Below are 17879 nucleotides of genomic sequence, written 5' to 3'. Positions count from 1 at the left end.
TGAGTACGTCCGATCAGGCCTGCCGGGTGAGCAGGTCCGCCCGCCGCCGGCGGGTGGCCTCCTCGTCGACGACGAGGCCCTCCGGGTCCGTGTGCGGGTCGCCGCTGATCACCACACCGAAGTCGCGCGCCGCCGCCTCGATCGAGAAGTACTCGTCGCGGACGTCACGCAGCACCCGCTCGGGCTCCCGCTCCAGGGGATTGCCCCAGCCCCCTCCGCCGTTGGTGATGTAGCGGAAGACGTCCCGGGGTTGGGTGCGCCAGAGTGGCTGGGTGCCGAACCAGAAGTACTCGCCCTTCTCGGGGTCGGGTGCCTTGGTCTCGGGGTCGAGCAGCCCGCTGATCGGCGTGGACGTGCGGTAGACCTCCGGGTCCTCGAGCGGGACGAGATCCTTGCGCTCCGCGACGTCGTAGTGCTCGGCCGGCAGCAGCCACACGGCACCGGGCCGGCCGTCACCGCCGCCGACCACGCCGGTACCGCTGCTCCGCTTGGTGTGCACCGGGCTCGACGTGTGGTTCGCCGGGGTCAGGAACATGCTGTCCCGCAACGCGGCCGCGCCGCCACGGTGGTAGCCGATCCCGGCCGAGTCGATCACGTACTCCTTGCGGAGGACGACGATCGGCAGGTCCGACTCGATGGCCTCGGTCGCCGGGTCGAGGTTGTTGGCCAGGTAGATGGCGTTGTAGGAGTCGGCGTCGCCGTGCTTGGTGGCACCCCACGGGCCGTGCTCGCCGCCGCACTGCGCCACCGTGACCCAGGGCGTGCCGTCCTCGGTGACCCCGTGACCGTTGTGGATCGACAGCGAGCCGTAGTCGCCGGCGACGGCGTCCTCCCCGACCGCCGCCTGCAGCGCTCGGAACACCGAGAGCAGCACCGGCTGCGAGGCCTCCCAGTAGATGAAGACAGCACCGTCGGGCGGGGTCGCACCGATCAGGGTGCCGGGCGGCACGACGACGTCGACGTTGCGGTAGACGCCGGAGTTGAACGGCGTGGTCGGGTCGAGCATGTACTTCAGGGCGATACCCACGGCGGTCAGCGTGTCGAACATGCCGCAGTTGATGCTGGTCCGCGCCTGTTCCGAGGTCCCGCTGAAGTCGAGCTCCATGTGCGAGCCGATCTTGGTGATCGTCACCTTGATCTCGTACTCGCGGGTGTCGTCGATCCCGTCCGCGTCGACCAGGTCACCGCCGGTGTATACGCCGTCCGGGATTGCGGCGATCGCCTCGGCCATCGACTCGGCCGGCACGTCGACGCTGTAGCGGATGCCGCCGAGCCAGGCCTCGACGCCGTAGCGCTCGATGCTCTCGCGCATCAGCCGCTCGCCGAGCAGCAGGTTCTGGTAGATCGTGATCATGTCCGGGAGCAGGAGCGCGGCGTACCTGGCGTTGTCGAAGATCAGGTGGAAGCCGTGGTCGATGGGCTCGTCGTCCCGGTAGATGAGCATCGGCGGGATGACGAGCCCGTTCTCGTAGACGTCCTTCTTGACCGCGGAGAAGCCGGCGGGCACGACGCCGCCCATGTCGAGCTGGTGGGCGCGCAGTGCCACGAATGTCACGATCTCGCCGTCGTGGAAGACCGGGCGGATGAAGCAGATGTCGTTGACGTGGTTGCCGGCCCGGTAGGGATCGTTGACCATCAGCACGTCACCCTGGCGGAGCTTGTCGATGCCGAACTCCTCCACGGCGTTGCGCACCGCGTGTTCCATGGCGCCGGAGAAGAGCACCAGGCTGTTGGACACCGTGGACATCGAGTAGTTGGTCGACTTCGGCCCGGAGATCGTGGCGGCGAAGTCGTACCAGTCCCGCAGGATGCCGGAGAAGGCGTGGTGCAGCAGGTTGGTGCACATGTGCTCGACGATGTAGCGCATCCGGTTGGACAGCACCGTCGCGGTGTAGCGGTCGCACGAGTAGCGCGCATGGAACTCGGCGTCGGAGAGATCGCGGATCCGGGTCTCGCCGTTGTCGGTCATGGTTGTCCTCCTCAGGCCCTGGTGATCCGGAGCTCGCCGTACTCGCCGACGACGGCGACCTGGCCGGGCAGCATGAACGTGGTGGAGAGCGCCTCGTGGATCACGGCCGGCCCCTCGACCCGGTCGCCGGCACGCAGCGACTCGCGCCGGTGGCGGCCGGCGGTGATCGGCTCGTCGGTGAGGTAGCGGAGAACGAACGTCGACTCCGGGGCCACCACGCCACCGTCGCCGGCGGGGACCCTGGGGTAGTCGACCTTGTCGGCCGTGATGACCGCCTCCACCCGGTAGGTCACGCCCTGGACCGGGAGGCCGTCGAAGCGGTTACCGGCGCGCGACTCGTAGACCTGGTGGAAGTTCTCGATCATCTCGCAGACCTTCTCCGGGGTGATCTCTCCGGAGGGTACCGAGACGAACGGGGTCTCCCAGGTCTGTCCGGCCAGCCGGGCGTCCATGCTGCGCACGAACTCCACGTCGACGCCGCGGTCGGCGAAGCGGGCACGGAGCTCGTCCTCCATCTGCCCGTACACCTTGTTCACCGCCTCGGCCGCGGAGTCGTCGAGGATCAGGTAGGAGCTGCGGCTGTCGCCGTAGACCTGGTCGGTGCTGACCAGGCCCAGTGCGGAGAACAGCCCGGGGTGAGGGGGCACGATGACCTCGCGGGCGTGGACCAGGTCCAGGCAGGCCGGGAGCAGCATCGGGCCTGCCGCCCCGAACGCGACGAGGCTGTAGTCGCGCGGATCGATCCCGTGCTTGATCGCGATGTTGGTGATGCCCTCGGCGACGTTGTTGACCCCGATGTTGAACGCGTACCGGACACGCTGGTCGAACCCGAGCGGGGTGTCGAGGTCCTCGAACGCCCGCCGGGACAGGGCCGGGTCGAGGGTGAGGCGGCCACCGGCGAAGGACGCCGGGTCGATCACGCCCATCATGACCAGCGTGTCGGTCGTGGCCGGCTGCGTACCGCCCTTCCCGTAGCACGCCGGACCGGGGTCGGCGCCCGCGCTGCCCGGGCCGACGAGGACCTCGCCGCCGCGCGGGCTGATGGTGACCAGGCTGCCGCCGCCGGCGCCGATGCTGTCGACCTCGTTGGACAGTGCATTGACGATCAGGTCGTCCTCGAGGACGAAGGTGGAGTTCACGTAGGGCTTGCCGCCGGAGACCATGCTGATGTCGCACGACGTCCCGCCCACGTCGGCGCAGAGCAGGTTGCCGCGGTCGATGAGGGTGCCGAAGTGCGCGCTCGCCACGGTGCCCGCCGCCGGGCCCGCGAACACGATCTCGAAGGGCTGCTCCATCGCGATGTCGGCGTCCATGAGCTGGGCCGCGCAGTTCGCGTAGTTGAAGCTGCCGGAGAAGCCCAGGTCACGGAGTCCGTCGCCGAGCTTGCGGGTGTAGTCGCCGTAGATCAGCTTCATGAACACGTCGATCGTGGTGGTCGACGCGCGGGCCCACTCCTTGGCCAGCGGCGAGGTCTCGCTGGAGATCGACACCGGGATGTCGCCGAGCTCGTCGCGCACCAGCTCGCGCAGCCGCTCCTCGTGGTGGGGGTTGACATAGCTGTTGATCAGGCAGATGGCAACGCCCTGGACGTCGCAGCGGCGCAGCACCGCCAGCTCGGCCCGGGCGTGCTCCTCGTCGAGGGGGATGAGCACGCCGCCGTCGGCGGTCAGCCGCTCCCGGATCCCCCGCCGCAGGTAGCGCGGCACCAGCGGCCGGGCCGCGTCCCCGAAGCCCCGTCGCCAGCCGGCGTCGGTGAGCGCGGTCAGAGGGCGATAGTTCGAACCGATGTCGATGATGTCGCGGTGTCCCAGCGTGGTCAGGAACGCGATCTTGGGGAGCTTGCGGGTGATGACGGCGTTGAGGCCGTGCGTGCTGGCGTGGTTGAAGACGGTCGCCCGGCCGGCACCGGCTTCCTCGGCCCCCTGCAGCACGCCGAGGTGGGTGTTGTGCACGTCGGTGGAGACCTTGACGGTCGTGATCCGACCGTCCTCGATGACCACCACGTCGGTGAAGGTCCCGCCGACGTCGACTCCGATCATGCTCATGCTGTGTCGTCCTCTCGACCGTGTGGCTCAGGAGAAGTGGAGGCCCTCGGAGACGAGTTTCACCGGACCCAGCAGGGTCCACTTCCGCTTGTCGACCGTGGTCAGCGTCGGCTGGTGCTTGACCACGACGTACCAGCCACCCTCGCTGAGAACCGGGTAGCGCTTGAAGTCGGCCGCGGTCGAACCGGGGTGGTCGGCGAGGTCGACGCCGAGCTCCGCGAGCTCGTCCGCGGTGACCGACTCACGCTCGACGTCGATTCCCGGGGCGGGTGCTGATCGGGCTTCGCTCACGAGTACCTCCTCCGCACGCGTCGCTGCGTGGACATCCGGTGGGAAAGACGACAGCCCCCTGGGGCGGCCGTGTGATCGGGACCATAGGCCGCACGGTCGGCGGGCGACCACGTGGAGATCACCCACTCCTGACCGCGCGACGGTGGGGTTCCCGCCCACAGCCGTCACGGGCCGGTGGCGTCGGTCCGCTGCGCGGACGGGACGGCCCGCAGGTCCCGTTTGAGGACCTTGCCCGACGGTGTCCGCGGGAGTTCGGGCACGACGACGAACTCGGCCGGCACCTTGAACCGCGCCAGGTGCTCGCGGCAGAAGGTGCGGAGACCGGCCGGGTCGGGAGCGGCTCCGGGCCGCAGGACGACGAAGGCGCGCGGGACCTCGCCCCAGCGTTCGTGCGGCATGCCGACGACCGCGGCCTCGACGACGTCGGCGTGCTCGAACAGCACGCGTTCGACCTCCGGGGTGGCGATGTTCTCGCCGCCCGAGACGATCATGTCCTTCTTGCGGTCCTCCACGTAGAGGTAGCCGTCGTCGTCGAGTCGGCCCACGTCCCCGGTGTGGAACCACCCGTCACGCCACGACCGTGCGGTTGCCTCCGGGTCGCGCCAGTAGCCCGAGGTGACCTTCGGGCCGCGCAGGGCGATCTCGCCGACCTCGCCCGGCCCGGCCTCCGTGCCGTCGTCGGCGACGATCCGGACCTCCAGGTGCGGAACCGGCCGACCGACCGACCCGACCTTGTCGAGCATGTGGCCGGCGTCGTTGACGGTGTCCCCGGACACGGTCTCGGTGAGCCCGTAGGCATCGGCGAACCACACGCCGGGGAAGGTGTCGAGCACGTGCCGGACGAGGGGTTCCGGCATCTTCTCGCCGCCGCCGATGATCAGTCGGACCGAGCTCAGGTCCCGTGCGGCGACGCCGGGAAGCTGCAGGATCGCGATCATCATCGCCGGCGCGAGCCACACGACCGTCGGACGTTCGCGTTCGATCGTGTCGACCACCTCGGCGGCGTCGAAGCGCCGGAGCAGGACGATCGCGCCGCCGGCGTGCCAGGTTCCCGTCCCCGGCAGGTCGAGGCCCCCCACGTGGTAGAGCGGGCCGCACACCAGCGTCCGGTCGTCGCGGTTCAGGCCGAACTCGATGATGTGGGCGAAGTTCTTCCACGCCACGTTCCCGTGGGTGATCTGCACCCCCTTGGGGCGCGAGGTGGTCCCGGAGGTGTACATCAGCCGGTGCAGGTCGTCGGCGCGCGTCTCCGCGATCGGGACGCGGGCGCCGCGGTGCGCGTCGACGAGATCGCGATAGGCCGGCCAGCCGTCGCGTGCCGCGTCGAGCAGCACCCTCGTCCGCAGGGCCGGAAGGCCGCCGAGGACCGGTTCGACGGCGGGCAGGAACTCCGCTTCGGTCACCAGGCAGGCGGCCTCCGCGTTGCCGAGGATGTACGACCACTCCTGGGCGGCCAACCTGTAGTTGAGGGGGAGCAGCACGGCGCCGAGCCGGCTGACGGCGATCACGGTCTCGAGGAACTCGACGTGGTTGTACAGCAGGACCGCGACGACGTCGCCCCGGCCGATCCCGGCCGCACCGAGCCCGGCCGCGAGGGCGTGGACCCGCTCGCTCAGCTCCTCGTTGGTCAGCCGGCGGTCGCCATCGGTGAGGACGACCTGCCGAGGTCGTCGCGCGGTGTTGTGGTCCAGGACGGTGGCGAGGTTGAGGACCGGGTCGGTCATCGGCCGTACTCGCGGTGGACGGGCGTGGGCATCGCACCTCCCTGTGCGGGTGGCGGCCGCGCGCTTGTGACCGCCGCGGGGTTTCGTGTACCAATCGTTCTATGAAATCATGCCGAGCCTAGGCCCGGGCCGCGGTGGTTCACAAGACAGGGAGCGACATGACGGCAACGACGCGCACGATCTCGGCGCAGGACGGTGAGCTGCGAGCGGCGCTCGAGGACGCCAACATCCCGACACTGCTCCTCGTGCTGGCGCACCTGACCGGTGACCGGTCGTGGCTGGACGGCCCCTACCGCCCCAGCCGCACGGTGGCGACCAACGACAACGACTCGGCCGGGTTGCCCGAGGAACGCCGGCGCGAGGTGCGTGAGCGTGCCTTCGACGTCCTCACCGCGGTGCGGGACGGCGCTCTGGAACCCGGTGCACCGCCCGGGCAGGACGAGATCGTCGACTGGTTGTCCTTGTCCCTCGGTGAGACCGTGCCGCCGGAGTACGGTCCGGCACTGGCCGAGGAGGGCGGGTTCGTCGATCGTTCCGCGTCCTGGCCGGGCGACGAGCCACCGGCTCGCCGCGAGGATCTCCACGTGGTCGTCATCGGTGCCGGCGAAGGAGGTGTCTGCGCCGCGGCCGCCCTGAAGGCACTCGGCATCCCGTTCACCGTGATCGAACGGCACGACCGGGTCGGCGGGGTGTGGCTGGAGAACTCCTACCCGGGAGCGGGCGTCGACACCCCGAGTCACCTGTACTCGTACTCCTGGGCCCAGCAGTACGGCTGGAGCCGCTACTTCGCGAAACAGCCCGAGATCCTCGAGTACCTCCGGCGATGTGCACGGGACCGGGGCCTGCTGGAGCACATCCGGTTCCGGACGGAGGTCACGGCCGCCGTCTGGGACGACGAGGCCCGGAACTGGCGGGTCACGGTGCGACCCGCCGCGGAGGGCGACGGTCCGGCCGACGATCCTCACGCCGGCGAGGAGATCCGTGCCGACGTGGTGATCAGCGCGGTCGGTCAGCTCAACCGGCCGGCCCGGCCCGACATCCCCGGGCTCGCGGACTTCCCCGGACCGGTGTTCCACAGTGCCCGGTGGGACCACGAGGTCGACCTGACGGGCAAGCGCGTGGCGGTGCTCGGTACCGGTGCCAGCGCGATGCAGATCGTCCCCGCCATCGCCGGCACACCCGCGCACACGACGATCTTTCAACGCTCCGCGCAGTGGGCCGTCCCGAACGACAACTACCTCCGCGAGCTCAGCCCCGCCACGCAGCTGCTCATGGACCAGGTGCCCTGGTACGCAGCGTGGTACCGGCTCCGTCTGCTGTGGATGTACCAGGACAAGCTCCACCCGACCCTGCAGATCGATCCGGACTGGCCGCATCCGGATCGGGCGGTGAACAGGACGAACGACAAGCACCGGGCCTTCCTGGTGAAGCACCTGATGAGCGAGATCGTGGGGCACGAGGACGAGCTGCTCGACAAGGTGCTGCCGACCTATCCGCCCTACGGCAAGCGGATCCTCATCGACAACCGCTGGTTCGAGACCCTCCGCCGCGACGACGTCTCCCTGGAGACGGCCGGGGTGCAGGAGATCGAGGGCAACACCCTGGTCCTCGCCGACGGCAGCCGGCACGAGGCCGACGTGCTCGTCCTGGCGACCGGCTTCCAGAGCCGGCGGATGCTCTACCCGATGGACGTCCGCGGCCGATCGGGTCGCTCGCTCCGCGAGATCTGGGGCGACGACGACGCCTACGCCCACCTCGGTATCTCGGTGCCCGACTTCCCGAACTTCTTCCTCCTCTACGGGCCCAACACCAACCTCGGGCACGGGGGGAGCGTCATCTTCCACACCGAGTGCCAGGTCGGGTACATCACCCGCCTGCTCGTCCGGATGATCGAGTCCGGGCTGGACAGCGTCGAGGTCCGCGCGGACGTCTGCACCGCGTACAACGAGCGCGTCGACGAGGCCCACTCCCGGATGATCTGGACGCACCCGGGCATGTCGACCTGGTACCGCAACGCGGCCGGGCGGGTCGTGACCAACACCCCGTGGCGCTTGATCGATTACTGGTACATGACCAGGGAGCCGGACCTCGCCGAGTTCCACGTCGGCTCCCGCGAACGGATCGGAGCGGTCTCATGAACTCCACATTGGCCGGGCGCGTCGTGCTCGTCACCGGTGGCGCGAGCGGCATCGGAGCGGCCGTCTGCCGCCGAGCGGCCGCGACCGGGGCATCGGTGGTCGTCGCCGACATCGACGTGCCGAAGGCCCGCGAGATCGCGGGTGAGGTCGGGGGGCACGCGCTCGAGCTCGATGTGACCTCGGAGGCGTCGGTGTCGGCCGGGGTCGCGGCGGCCGAGGAGGCTGCCGGTCCGGTCGACGTGCTGGTGACCTCGGCCGGGATCACCCAGCCCCCGCACCCGCCGGAGGAGCTGGAGCAGTCGGTCTGGGACCGGGTCCAGGACGTGGACCTGCGGGGGACGTGGCTCTGCGCGGTCGCCGTGGGCCGCAGGATGGCGGTGCGGGGCGGCGGGAGCATCGTGACGATCGCCTCCATCGCCGGCATGCGGTCGATGCCGCTGCACTCCTACACGCCCGCGAAGGCCGCCGTCATCGCGATGTCCGCGGACCTGGCGACCGAGTGGGGACGCTCCGGCGTCCGGGTGAACTCGGTGTCACCCGGGTACGTGCTCACCCCGCTCCTGCAGGAGCAGATCGACGACGGGCAGCGGGACCCGTCGAACCTGATGGAGTCGTCCGCGCTCGGACGCATGGTGCAGACCGAGGAGGTCGCGGACGCCGTGTGCTTCCTGGCCTCCGACGCGGCCTCGGCGATCACGGGCATCAACCTCCCCGTCGACGCGGGGTGGCTCGTCGCGCCGACGTGGCGGACCTACCGCGGTGTCCCCGACAAGCGATGACCCGCTGATGGCCGCTCCCGACGACATCCTGCTCCCGGCGGACCTGCTCCGGTTCCAGACCACCCTGGCCCCACCGGCAGGCCGCACGGCGCTCGACGTGCTGGCGGCCGCGGACCCGTACACGAACCAGAACGCCGACGCCGGCCTCCTCGTCGGCCGCCGTGTCCCGATCCGGCAGGTCGCCGGGTGGGACGTCACCGCGGACGTCTACCGGCCCGCCACCGCCGGACCACTCCCGGTGCTGGTGTACCTGCACGGGGGCGGGTGGGTGCTCGGGGCACCGAGCACCCACCGGCGACTCGCCCGTGACATCGCCGGGCTGGGCCTGGTGGTGGTCGTCGTCGACTACCGGCGCGCTCCGCGGCACCGGTTCCCCGCCGCCGTCGACGACACGACGGATGCGATCGAGTGGGCCCGGCGTCACGCCTCGACGTGGGGAGGGGACCCGGACCGCATGGTGGTGGCCGGGGACTCGGCCGGAGCCAACCTCGCCGCGGCGGCGCTGGCACTCGGTGCCGAGGGCTGCTCGGCCGCGGTCCTGGCGTACGGGATCTACGACGTCCACCGCGCGCTCCCGCTGCTCTCCGGCCTCGTGGGCGGGCCGGACCCCGACTCGCAGCTCTATCTCGACCCGGTCGACGCCCGCCGGCTCGTCGACGATCCCCGACTCCACCCGGAACGGCACTGCGCCGGGTTCCCCCCGACACTGGTGCTCGTCGGTCGGCGTGACCCGCTGGTGGGGGAGAGCCGGGCCCTGGCGAAGCAGCTGACGGACCGCGGCGTCGTGCACTCCTACGTCGAGGTCGAGGATGCGCCCCACGGCTTCCTGCAGATGCCGACCGAGAGCTGGCACACCGACGGCCTCGCGGTCATCGGGGAGTTCCTGACCGACGTGCTGCCGCCGACCGCCCACCCGGGGGCCGGTCCCGGGCACGCGAGACGCTGACGTCACCGGTGCCGTCTCACCCCGGGTCGAGTCCGCTGATCGACCCGAGGCGTTCCACGGCCTCGACGTACTCGTGTACGAATCCCTCGACGACCTCCCGCACGGTCGTCGTCCGCGTCATGCGGCCCACGAGCTGGCCGACGTAGTAGTTCACCAGCTTCTCGGCCCCGGGGGACCGGTGGGCGGACCGGTCGATCCGGGCCTTGGCCTCGGCGATCAGCCGGAACTGGTCGGGCATACCGAGCGGTTCGGGGCCGGCCGGATCGGCCCACTCGTCGGTCCAGGCCGAGCGGAGCTGACGGGCGAACTTGCCGGTGCTCGCCCGGGACCGCACGGCGTCGCCGGCGCCGGCGCGGAGCATCTTGTCCAGGACCACCGGATGGGTCTCGGCCTCGCGCGTGCTCAGCCAGATCGACCCCGTCCACACCCCCTGGGCGCCCAGCGCGAGCGCCGCCGCCATCTGACGGCCGGTCCCGATGCCACCGGCCGCCAGCACCGGAGTCGACCCCATGACGTCCACGACGTCGGGGGTCAGGACCATGGTCGCGATCTCGCCGCAGTGGCCGCCCGCCTCGGTACCCGCGGCGACGACGAAGTCGACCCCCGCGGCCTTCTGCCGCTCGGCATGCCGTACCGACCCGGCCAGCCCCCCGATGATCGCGCCGCGCTCGTGGGCGGCGGCGACGAACTCCGGTGGCGGGGCGCCGAGTGCGCTGGCGTAGAGCCGGATCGGACGTCCCGCGGCGAGCTCCCACATCTCCCGGGCCGCGGACACCATGGTGCGCCGTTTCTCCTGCTCGGCGACGACCTCGGCGCGTTGCCAGTCGGTGAGCTCGGGTACCTCGTACCGCTCCAGCAACGTGTCGACGAACTCCCGGTGCTCCACCGGCAGCTCGTCGGGCGGCGGCGGATCGGTGTCGAACCGTGCGGGCAGCAGGAAGTCGAGGCCGTAGCCGGCGTCGCCGGCCTCCCGGTCCAGCCAGTCGAGCTCGGCCTCCAGCTCCTCGGGCGTGTACCGGGAGGCTCCGAGCACGCCGAGCCCTCCGGCGCGCGACACGGCCGCCACGACGTCGCGGCAGTGGCTGAAGGCCACGATCGGGTACTCGCGCCCGATCATCGTCCTGAAGGCGGTGTGCATGGTGTGCTCCCGGGAGTCGACGAGGAGGGACAGGTGAGACGGACGTGCACCGTGCCCTCGCACGCCGCCGCGCCGTCGGAACGCAGCAGCCGCACGCTCAGCTCGGCGAGATCCCCGTCGACACCGGTGACCTCCCCGACGAAGGTGAGCGACTCGCCGCTGAATGCCGGAACCGACGACCGGCTGCGGGCACCGGTGATCCGGCCTCGGCCGGCGACCCACTGCTGTGCTCCGCGGAGGAGCAGCCCGCTCATGAACGGCCCGTGAACGACCAGGCCGGGGTACCCCTCCCGCTCGACCGCGTACGGAGCGTCGTAGTGGATCCGGTGCGGGTTCCAGGTGAGCGCCGAGTAGCAGAAGAGGCGGACCTCGTCGGCGACGACGCTGAACGAGGGAAGCGGGTCCCCGACCCCGGGTGCGGGGGCCGTCATCGGAGGATCCGGACGTAGGTCTCGCGGACCGTGAGCTCGCCCGCGGCGGTCCGGTAGTCCAGCTGGTAGGTGACGAGGCCGAGCGGGCCGGAACGCCCGGCCTTCTCGGTCACCGCGGTCAGGGTCTTGGTCAGGGTGATCTCGTTCCCGGCGTGGATGTCGGACAGGAAGTCGGTGGTGGTCTCGCCGGCCATCCGCCGGGTCGCCGAGCTGGGCGGGGTGAGGTCGGGGCTGCCGCCGTCCGGAGCCAGGTCGGCCAGCGGCCGCACGTTCGGCATCGCGTGCCGGATGACCATGTGGTAGCCCGGTGGGGCGACGACGTCCGGATGGCCGGCCGCGCGCGCGGCCCCGGGGTCGAGGTACACCGCGTCGTCCAGGCCGAGGACGTGGCAGTACCGGGCGATGTCGGTGCGGGTCACCGGGTACGGGGCGTAGGTCTCGGAGCGCCCGACCCAGTCGTGCGCCTCCGGTGCCAGGAGGCTCATCCGTCCTCCTCGATGCGCCAGCAGGCCTGCGGTCCGAGCGAGCCGCGTGGCCGGACCTGCAGAGTCATCGGCGCGCCGATGTAGAGCTCGTCGGGGGACGCGTCGATGTAGCCGACCACGCGGATGCCGGCGTCCTCGAAGTCCAGGACACCGACCGCGTACGGCTCGGTGCCGTGGAACTCGGGCAGGGTGGAACGCCCGACCACGGTCCAGGTGAACAGGCTCGCGGAGCGTTCCAGCGGTCGCCACTCGACGTGGCCGGCCGTGCAGTGGGGGCAGACGGGGCGCGGTGGCCAGGAGAACCGCTCGCAGGCCAGGCACCACGGTGCGCGGAGCTCACCGGCGGCGAGACCGGCGTGGTAGCCCGCGAGTTCGCTGTCGGTCGTCATGCTTCTCCCTCAGTCGGAGGTCAGGAGGGCGAGTGCGCCGTCGCCCAGATCGCCCCAGCCGGTCACGGCGGCGACGCGTGCGCCCGGTACCTGCCGGGCGCCGCAGCCGTTCCGCAACTGGTGCACGGCCTCGACGACGTGGTTCATCCCGGCCACGTGCCCCTCGGAGAGCAGCCCGCCGTGCGGGTTCACCGGCAGGGATCCGTCCAGCGCGATGTTGCCCTCGGTGACGAACGGCCCACCCTCACCGCGGTCGCAGAATCCGGCCTCCTCCAGCTGCTGGATCACCTCGAAGGTGAAGCAGTCGTACACGAGCGCGACGTCGACGTCGGCGGGCGTGAGGCCGGCGATGCCGAACCCGCGGGGCGCGGCCTTGGTGAGGCCGGTGTTGAAGAAGTCGCGCCGGTTCGCGAGGTCGTCGGCCGAGTCCGGGTGCCCCTCGACCACCGAAGCGATCCGGACCGGCGCGTGCACGGCGTCGCGTGCCCGCGCGACCGAGCTGACGATCACCGCCGCGGCACCGTCCGTCTCCAGGCAGCAGTCGTACCTCAGGTAGGGGTCGGCGATCACCGGGGCGGACAGGTACTGCTCCCAGGTCAGCTCACGACCGTGCATCTGCGCGTGCTCGTTGAGCTGGGCGTGCCGGCGCATCGTCAGGGCGACGGTCCCGAGTGCCTCGCGGGTCGTGCCGAACTCGTGCATGTGGCGTCGGCAGAGCAGCGAGTACCACTGGGCGGGGGTGTTCATCCCGTGGACGTACTCCAGCTGCTGGCGGTAGAGCTGCCCGGTGAGCTGGCGTACGCGCTGGTCGATGCGCTCGCCGGAGCGGCCGTTGCGCGCGACGAACACGGCGACGTTCTCGGCGGTCCCGTTCTCGACGGCGAGCGCGGCAAGCCGCAGGCCCGCCGTGCTGCTGGCGCCGCCCAGGTGCGGCACCGCGGTGAACCTGACGTCGACGGTGCCCAGCAGCGGCATGAGGTCCTCGCTCGTGGGCCCCATGGGGAACGGCACGATCCCGTCGATCTGCGAGGTGGAGATCCCCGCGTCCCGGGCGGCCGCGCTGATCGCCTCGTAGGCGAGCCGGACCGTGCTCCGGCCGCTGGACGAGGAGAACTCGGTCTGCCCGACCCCGGAGATGGCGGCGTGCCGGTGTGACGGCATGGACGTTCCTCCCGTGCTAGCGCGGCAGTCCGAGACCGCGGGCGATGAGCCCCCGGAGGACGTCGTTCGTGCCACCGCCCACCACATACTTGACGGACAGCAGCAGGTTGTGGCCGAATGTGCCGTTCCCCGGCGCGTCCTCCAGCAGCGCTTGCGGGCCGAGGAGCTCAGGAACCGTCCGGCCGAACTGCTCGGCGAGCTCCCCGCCCATCACGCCGGCCATGGGTGCCTCGATCCGGCTCCCGGTGCCGGCGGTGATCGCCTCCACGGCGTCGCGTACCAGGAGACGTGCTGCTTGGAGCCGGGTCGCGAGGGTCGTGACGTGGGCCCGCTTCACCGATCCGGGCGGTCCCGCGAGTTCCGGTTCGCGACGAAGGAGGGTGAGCAGCTCGTCCAGCAGGGCGTGCAGCGATCCGGTGACGGCCCCCATCGCGACGCGTTCACCGGCCAGGGCGGTCGTGATGACGGACCAGCCGGCCGACACGTCACCGATCCGGGCGTCGTCGGCGACGCGGACCTCGTCGAGGAACACGCTGCAGGAGACCTCGCCGGCCTGCGAGCGGTGCTGCTTGACGGTGATGCCCGGGGTGCTGAGGGGGACGAGGAAGACGCTGATTCCCGCATGCCGCTTGGAGCGGTCCGGGTCGGTACGCACCGCGAGCCAGATCCAGTCCGACTCGTGGGCCCGGGTGGTCCATGTCTTCTGGCCGTTCACCACCCAGCCGTCCCCGTCACGGACCGCCCGGGTCACGAGCCCGCCGAGGTCCGAGCCGGTTTCCGGCTCGCTGTAGCCCAGGCAGAAGCGGAGCCGTCCCTGACGGATGAGCGGCAGGAACGTGTCACGTTGGGCCGCGGAGCCGAACCGGATGATCGCGTCGCCGAGGAACATCACTGCGTTGAGGGCGGCGGAGGCCGCCACCCGGCCGTAGCCGACCTCCTCCATCAGGACGGCCTGCTCGGCCCCGCGCAGCCCGCGACCTCCGTGCTCAGGTGGCCACGCCAGGCCGAACAGGTTCGCATCGGCGAGGGTCCGGACCGTGTCCGGATCGTCGATGAAGGGCTGTGGTGCGTGCCGGCGGAGTCCGGACTCGGACAGGAACGTGCGCAACTGGTGCCGGAACTCCGCGGCGCCGGCGTCGAGGTCGACCGGCGGCAGTGACCGGTCGGCGCCGAGAAGCCGGTCCGCCACCGACTCGGCCGGAAGGTCGAGGAGGCGGGCGATGTCGGTGTGGACCCGCCGGAACAGCCAGGGGGCTTCGTGCTCGTCGAAGAACCCGATGGCGCCCAACGTGTGCTGGGCGCCGAACTGCACGTGCGAGGCCGCCGTCCGGGCGTGCTCGACCGCGAGAGCGACAGCGAGCAGCCACCGTTCGGACGCGTCCACGCCGGCGTCGCCGCTCCCTGCGCCATGCCCGGAGGGGGACAGACGGATCGCTTCCTCGATCAGCAGGCCCGCGGCCCTGGCGTCGATGTGCGAGTCGGCGATCCGCTGCTGTACTGCGCCGAAGCTGCCGATCGGACGGCCGAACTGGTGGCGGACCATGGCGTGCTCCGTCGCAAGCTCGAGGCTCCGCTCGGCGGCCGCGATCGCCCGGGCGGCGAGCGCCAGACGCAGGACGGCGAACGCGTGCCGGCGCTGCGCATCGGAGACCTCGGCCTCGAGCTCCGGTTCCCCGACCTGCGCCTCTGCCAGGGCCGGAACGGGCACGCCCGGCCGGACCCGGTAGGACTCGATCGGTACGACCCGGGCCGGCCCGGTGGGCGGTAGCTCGACGACATGTGTCGCAGTGGGTACGGCGTCGAGCGTCCGCAGCACGTCCGGCCCGGACACGACGAGCGGGCGCACCACCGCGTCCCGGATCCGCGCACCCAGCGCCGGGTGCTGCTCGCCCAGCAGCTCGACGGCCACATAGGAGTCGGCAAGGGGGAGCGGGCAGGCGACCCGTCCCATGCCGCGTGCCGCACGGACGAGCGCGCCCAACGCTCCGGAGCCGGCCAGGTCGAGCCAGCCGGCGTCGACGGCCGCAGCCCACAGCGGGTCCAGGCACCCCGTGGCCGCCGAGCCGGGTCCACCCCAGACGTCGGCGAGGATGCCCTGTACGGCACGGTCGAAGGTCGTTCGCTCGGTACGGTCCATGGACTCCGTCTCCTCTCTCACGGATGCGCTACCGGCGCTCACGGAGCAGGACGAGCGCGTCGACGGCGCAGGCCCCGGCGCCGACGGCGTCCACGAGCAGCGGATTGAGATCGATCTCGGCGATCTCGTCGCCGAGATCGGACACGAGCCAGGACAACCGCACCAGGCTGTCGACGACGACCTCGACGTCGAGCGCCGGGCCCCCGCGGATACCGGAGAGCAGCGGGGCGCCCGTGAGGCCGTGCAGCATTCGCGCCGCCGTCTCGTGGTCGGTCGGGGCCGCGGCCACGCAGCTGTCGCGCAGCAGCTCGACCAGGATGCCGCCGAACCCGGCCAGCACCACCGGGCCGAGAGCCGGGTCGTGGCGGGCACCGAGGATCATCTCGGCGGGACCGGACCACATCGGCTGGACCAGCAGGCGGGGGTCGTGCTCGCCGTGTGCCCGCGCGACGTCGAGCAGCTCGGCGGCGGCCGCGGCGACCTCGTCGGGCGTCGCCAGGCCGAGCCGGACCCCACCGATCTCGCTCTTGTGCGCGATCCGGGAGCTGAGCACCTTGACCGCGACCGGAGCCGCGAACCGGTGCGCGGACGTGACGGCTTCGGCGGCCGTCCGGGCGACCGCGGAGTCGGTGACCGGGATCCGGTAGGCGCGTACCAGCGCCGCGGACTCCTGCTCGTCGAGTGCCGTCCGGCCCTCGGCCCGGGCGTGCCCGACGATCCGGGCGGCAGCGGCCGGGTCGACGTCATCCGGACGCAGGGGCGTGGGGAGCGGCGGGCGCAGGCTGTGGTCGGCGAGCCGGCCGAGGGCGCGGGCTGCTCGGACCGGATCGGTGAAGCACGGGATGCCGCACTCGCGCAGCCGGCTCCGCGGCCTGCCGCTCCCGCCGGTCCACACGACGACGATCGGGAGGTCGGTGGCGGCGTAGAGATCCTCGATGGCCTCGAGCAGCGGGTCGGCGAAGTGGTCGGCGTTGCCGACCAGTACCGCGATCATGTCGGTACCGGGGTGCGCGATCGCCGTGGACAGGCCGGCGCGAAGCATGCCGGGATCGGTCAACAGCGCCGCGGTGAAGTCGACCGGGTTGCGGGTGGAGCCGTACGCCGGCACGAACTCGTCGAGCCGGGCCTGCCACGCATCCTCCCAGGCGGGCACCTCCAGGCCCACGTCGACCGCGGTGTCGGTCATCATCACAGCCGCTCCGCCGGACTCGGACAGGATGGTCAGGCGACGGCCGCTGGTACGCCGCGATGCGCCGAACACCTGGGCGGCGTCGAGCAGCTCCTCCTGGCTGTCGACGCGCACGACGCCGTGTCCGCGCATCAGGGCGTCGAACACCCGGTCGTCACCGGCCAGGGAAGCCGTGTGTGACCGGGCCGCCGCCGCCCCGGTCGTCGACCGGCCGGCCTTGACCATCACGATCGGCTTGTCCGCGACGTGCGCGTCCCGCGCGACCTGCAACAACTGCGTACCGGATGTCACCCCCTCCAGGTAGGTGAGCAGGACCCGGACACCACCGTCTGCCACCAGTCCGGCGAGCAGATCCGGTCCCGACACGTCCATCTCGTTGCCGGTGGTGATGTAGTGCGAGAGTCCGATCCGGAGGTCGTGGAGCTCGCCGAAGAGGAACGACCCGAACGCGCCGCTCTGGCTGACGAATGCGACCGGCCCGGGACGGAGATCGGCGGCCGATTCGAGAACGGGGGAGAAGGTCGGCACCGCACCGTCGCGCAACGAGATCATTCCGAGACAGTTGGGTCCGAGCAGTCGGACTCCGGTCTCGGCGACCGCCGCCCGCAGATCTGCCTCCAGCGCGGCCCCCCTCGTCCCGACCTCCGCGAACCCGGACGCCACCACGATCACGAACGGGACGCCTGCCCGACCGCACGCGCGTACTGCTCCGGCGGCCCGCTCGGCCGGGACCATGATCAATGCGAGGTCGACCGGACCGTCGACGGCCGCGATCTCGGGGTACGCCCGCAGACCTTGGATCTCGTCGTTGTGCGGGTTGACCGGAATGATTCGTCCGGAGTAGCCGAACCGCCGGAGGTAGGCGATGGGGCGACCGGAGATCTTGTGGGGGTCGCTCGACGCACCGATCACAGCGATCGACCGGGGAGCGAGGAGCCGGTCCATCCGGGGCGAGTCCTCCCGGTCGACCGCCACCGCGGACTGGAGCTGGGTCATCTCGTCGGTCCTCCTGCTCTGACGCCCGCGCCTGGTCGGGCCCGGCGCGGGCTGGCTCGCG

General features: G+C 71.4%; 14 protein-coding genes. 3 read left to right on the top strand and 11 right to left on the bottom strand.

What is annotated here, in order from left to right; all coding sequences use genetic code 11:
• Positions 1-13: 13 nt before the first annotated feature.
• The 4 genes from H7X46_RS18145 to H7X46_RS18130 all read right to left on the bottom strand — a co-directional run bounded on the left by H7X46_RS18145 (position 14) and on the right by H7X46_RS18130 (position 6029).
• Complete coding sequence (locus H7X46_RS18145) at positions 14-1969, bottom strand: hydantoinase B/oxoprolinase family protein (protein ID WP_186360533.1); 1956 nt, start codon at positions 1967-1969, stop codon at positions 14-16.
• An 11-nt stretch (positions 1970-1980) separates the two neighbouring features.
• On the bottom strand, positions 1981-4014 hold the full coding sequence (locus tag H7X46_RS18140; RefSeq protein WP_255426162.1) for a hydantoinase/oxoprolinase family protein: 2034 nt from the start codon (positions 4012-4014) through the stop codon (positions 1981-1983).
• Positions 4015-4041: 27 nt separating this feature from the next.
• On the bottom strand, positions 4042-4305 hold the full coding sequence (locus H7X46_RS18135) for a hypothetical protein (protein ID WP_186360532.1): 264 nt from the start codon (positions 4303-4305) through the stop codon (positions 4042-4044).
• Positions 4306-4469: 164 nt separating this feature from the next.
• Positions 4470-6029, bottom strand: a complete 1560-nt coding sequence (locus H7X46_RS18130; protein ID WP_186360531.1) for a long-chain fatty acid--CoA ligase — start codon at positions 6027-6029, stop codon at positions 4470-4472.
• A gap of 158 nt (positions 6030-6187) precedes the next feature.
• On the opposite strand from H7X46_RS18130, the gene H7X46_RS18125 reads away from it, so the two are divergent.
• The 3 genes from H7X46_RS18125 to H7X46_RS18115 are packed head-to-tail and all read left to right on the top strand — an operon-like array spanning position 6188 to position 9892.
• A complete protein-coding gene (locus H7X46_RS18125; RefSeq protein WP_186360530.1) occupies positions 6188-8167 on the top strand; it encodes an NAD(P)/FAD-dependent oxidoreductase in 1980 nt (659 codons plus the stop codon).
• Positions 8164-8946, top strand: a complete 783-nt coding sequence (locus tag H7X46_RS18120) for an SDR family NAD(P)-dependent oxidoreductase (protein ID WP_186360529.1) — start codon at positions 8164-8166, stop codon at positions 8944-8946. Before H7X46_RS18125 ends, H7X46_RS18120 begins: the two co-directional genes overlap by 4 nt.
• A gap of 7 nt (positions 8947-8953) precedes the next feature.
• Positions 8954-9892 carry an alpha/beta hydrolase gene (locus H7X46_RS18115; protein WP_186360528.1) on the top strand — a complete coding sequence of 313 codons (939 nt, stop codon included), beginning with the start codon at positions 8954-8956 and terminating at the stop codon, positions 9890-9892.
• Between the two features lie 16 nt (positions 9893-9908).
• On the opposite strand, the gene H7X46_RS18110 is transcribed toward H7X46_RS18115, so the two are convergent.
• From H7X46_RS18110 to H7X46_RS18080, 7 genes are read right to left on the bottom strand one after another with little or no spacing between them, the layout of a single operon-like run.
• Positions 9909-11030: a nitronate monooxygenase gene (locus H7X46_RS18110; protein ID WP_186360527.1), complete on the bottom strand. Its 1122-nt coding sequence runs from the start codon at positions 11028-11030 to the stop codon at positions 9909-9911.
• Complete coding sequence (locus tag H7X46_RS18105; RefSeq protein WP_186360526.1) at positions 11006-11461, bottom strand: hypothetical protein; 456 nt, start codon at positions 11459-11461, stop codon at positions 11006-11008. The genes H7X46_RS18110 and H7X46_RS18105 overlap by 25 nt, the downstream gene beginning before the upstream one ends.
• Positions 11458-11946: a MaoC family dehydratase N-terminal domain-containing protein gene (locus H7X46_RS18100; protein ID WP_186360525.1), complete on the bottom strand. Its 489-nt coding sequence runs from the start codon at positions 11944-11946 to the stop codon at positions 11458-11460. The genes H7X46_RS18105 and H7X46_RS18100 overlap by 4 nt, the downstream gene beginning before the upstream one ends.
• On the bottom strand, positions 11943-12335 hold the full coding sequence (locus H7X46_RS18095) for a Zn-ribbon domain-containing OB-fold protein (protein WP_186360524.1): 393 nt from the start codon (positions 12333-12335) through the stop codon (positions 11943-11945). Before H7X46_RS18095 ends, H7X46_RS18100 begins: the two co-directional genes overlap by 4 nt.
• A 9-nt stretch (positions 12336-12344) precedes the next feature.
• A complete protein-coding gene (locus tag H7X46_RS18090; RefSeq protein WP_186360523.1) occupies positions 12345-13496 on the bottom strand; it encodes a transporter in 1152 nt (383 codons plus the stop codon).
• A 16-nt stretch (positions 13497-13512) separates the two neighbouring features.
• Positions 13513-15633, bottom strand: a complete 2121-nt coding sequence (locus tag H7X46_RS18085; protein WP_186360522.1) for an acyl-CoA dehydrogenase family protein — start codon at positions 15631-15633, stop codon at positions 13513-13515.
• Between the two features lie 28 nt (positions 15634-15661).
• Positions 15662-17818 (bottom strand): acetate--CoA ligase family protein, encoded by a 2157-nt coding sequence (locus tag H7X46_RS18080; protein ID WP_186360521.1) that lies wholly within the window; start codon positions 17816-17818, stop codon positions 15662-15664.
• Between the last annotated feature and the right edge of the window lie 61 nt (positions 17819-17879).

The organism is Pseudonocardia sp. C8 (assembly GCF_014267175.1).
In the GTDB taxonomy this organism is placed as follows: Bacteria; Actinomycetota; Actinomycetes; order Mycobacteriales; family Pseudonocardiaceae; genus Pseudonocardia.
This window is presented reverse-complemented; position numbering and strand designations above follow the sequence as displayed.

Bases quoted from the DNA above. Each gene is read 5' to 3' on its own strand.
- H7X46_RS18145 (WP_186360533.1), bottom strand. From the start codon at position 1,969: ATGACCGACAACGGCGAGACCCGGATCCGCGATCTCTCCGACGCCGAG.
- H7X46_RS18140 (WP_255426162.1), bottom strand. From the start codon at position 4,014: ATGAGCATGATCGGAGTCGACGTCGGCGGGACCTTCACCGACGTGGTG.
- H7X46_RS18130 (WP_186360531.1), bottom strand. From the start codon at position 6,029: ATGACCGACCCGGTCCTCAACCTCGCCACCGTCCTGGACCACAACACC.
- H7X46_RS18125 (WP_186360530.1), top strand. From the start codon at position 6,188: ATGACGGCAACGACGCGCACGATCTCGGCGCAGGACGGTGAGCTGCGA.
- H7X46_RS18120 (WP_186360529.1), top strand. From the start codon at position 8,164: ATGAACTCCACATTGGCCGGGCGCGTCGTGCTCGTCACCGGTGGCGCG.
- H7X46_RS18115 (WP_186360528.1), top strand. From the start codon at position 8,954: ATGGCCGCTCCCGACGACATCCTGCTCCCGGCGGACCTGCTCCGGTTC.
- H7X46_RS18110 (WP_186360527.1), bottom strand. From the start codon at position 11,030: ATGCACACCGCCTTCAGGACGATGATCGGGCGCGAGTACCCGATCGTG.
- H7X46_RS18105 (WP_186360526.1), bottom strand. From the start codon at position 11,461: ATGACGGCCCCCGCACCCGGGGTCGGGGACCCGCTTCCCTCGTTCAGC.
- H7X46_RS18100 (WP_186360525.1), bottom strand. From the start codon at position 11,946: ATGAGCCTCCTGGCACCGGAGGCGCACGACTGGGTCGGGCGCTCCGAG.
- H7X46_RS18095 (WP_186360524.1), bottom strand. From the start codon at position 12,335: ATGACGACCGACAGCGAACTCGCGGGCTACCACGCCGGTCTCGCCGCC.
- H7X46_RS18090 (WP_186360523.1), bottom strand. From the start codon at position 13,496: ATGCCGTCACACCGGCACGCCGCCATCTCCGGGGTCGGGCAGACCGAG.
- H7X46_RS18085 (WP_186360522.1), bottom strand. From the start codon at position 15,633: ATGGACCGTACCGAGCGAACGACCTTCGACCGTGCCGTACAGGGCATC.
- H7X46_RS18080 (WP_186360521.1), bottom strand. From the start codon at position 17,818: ATGACCCAGCTCCAGTCCGCGGTGGCGGTCGACCGGGAGGACTCGCCC.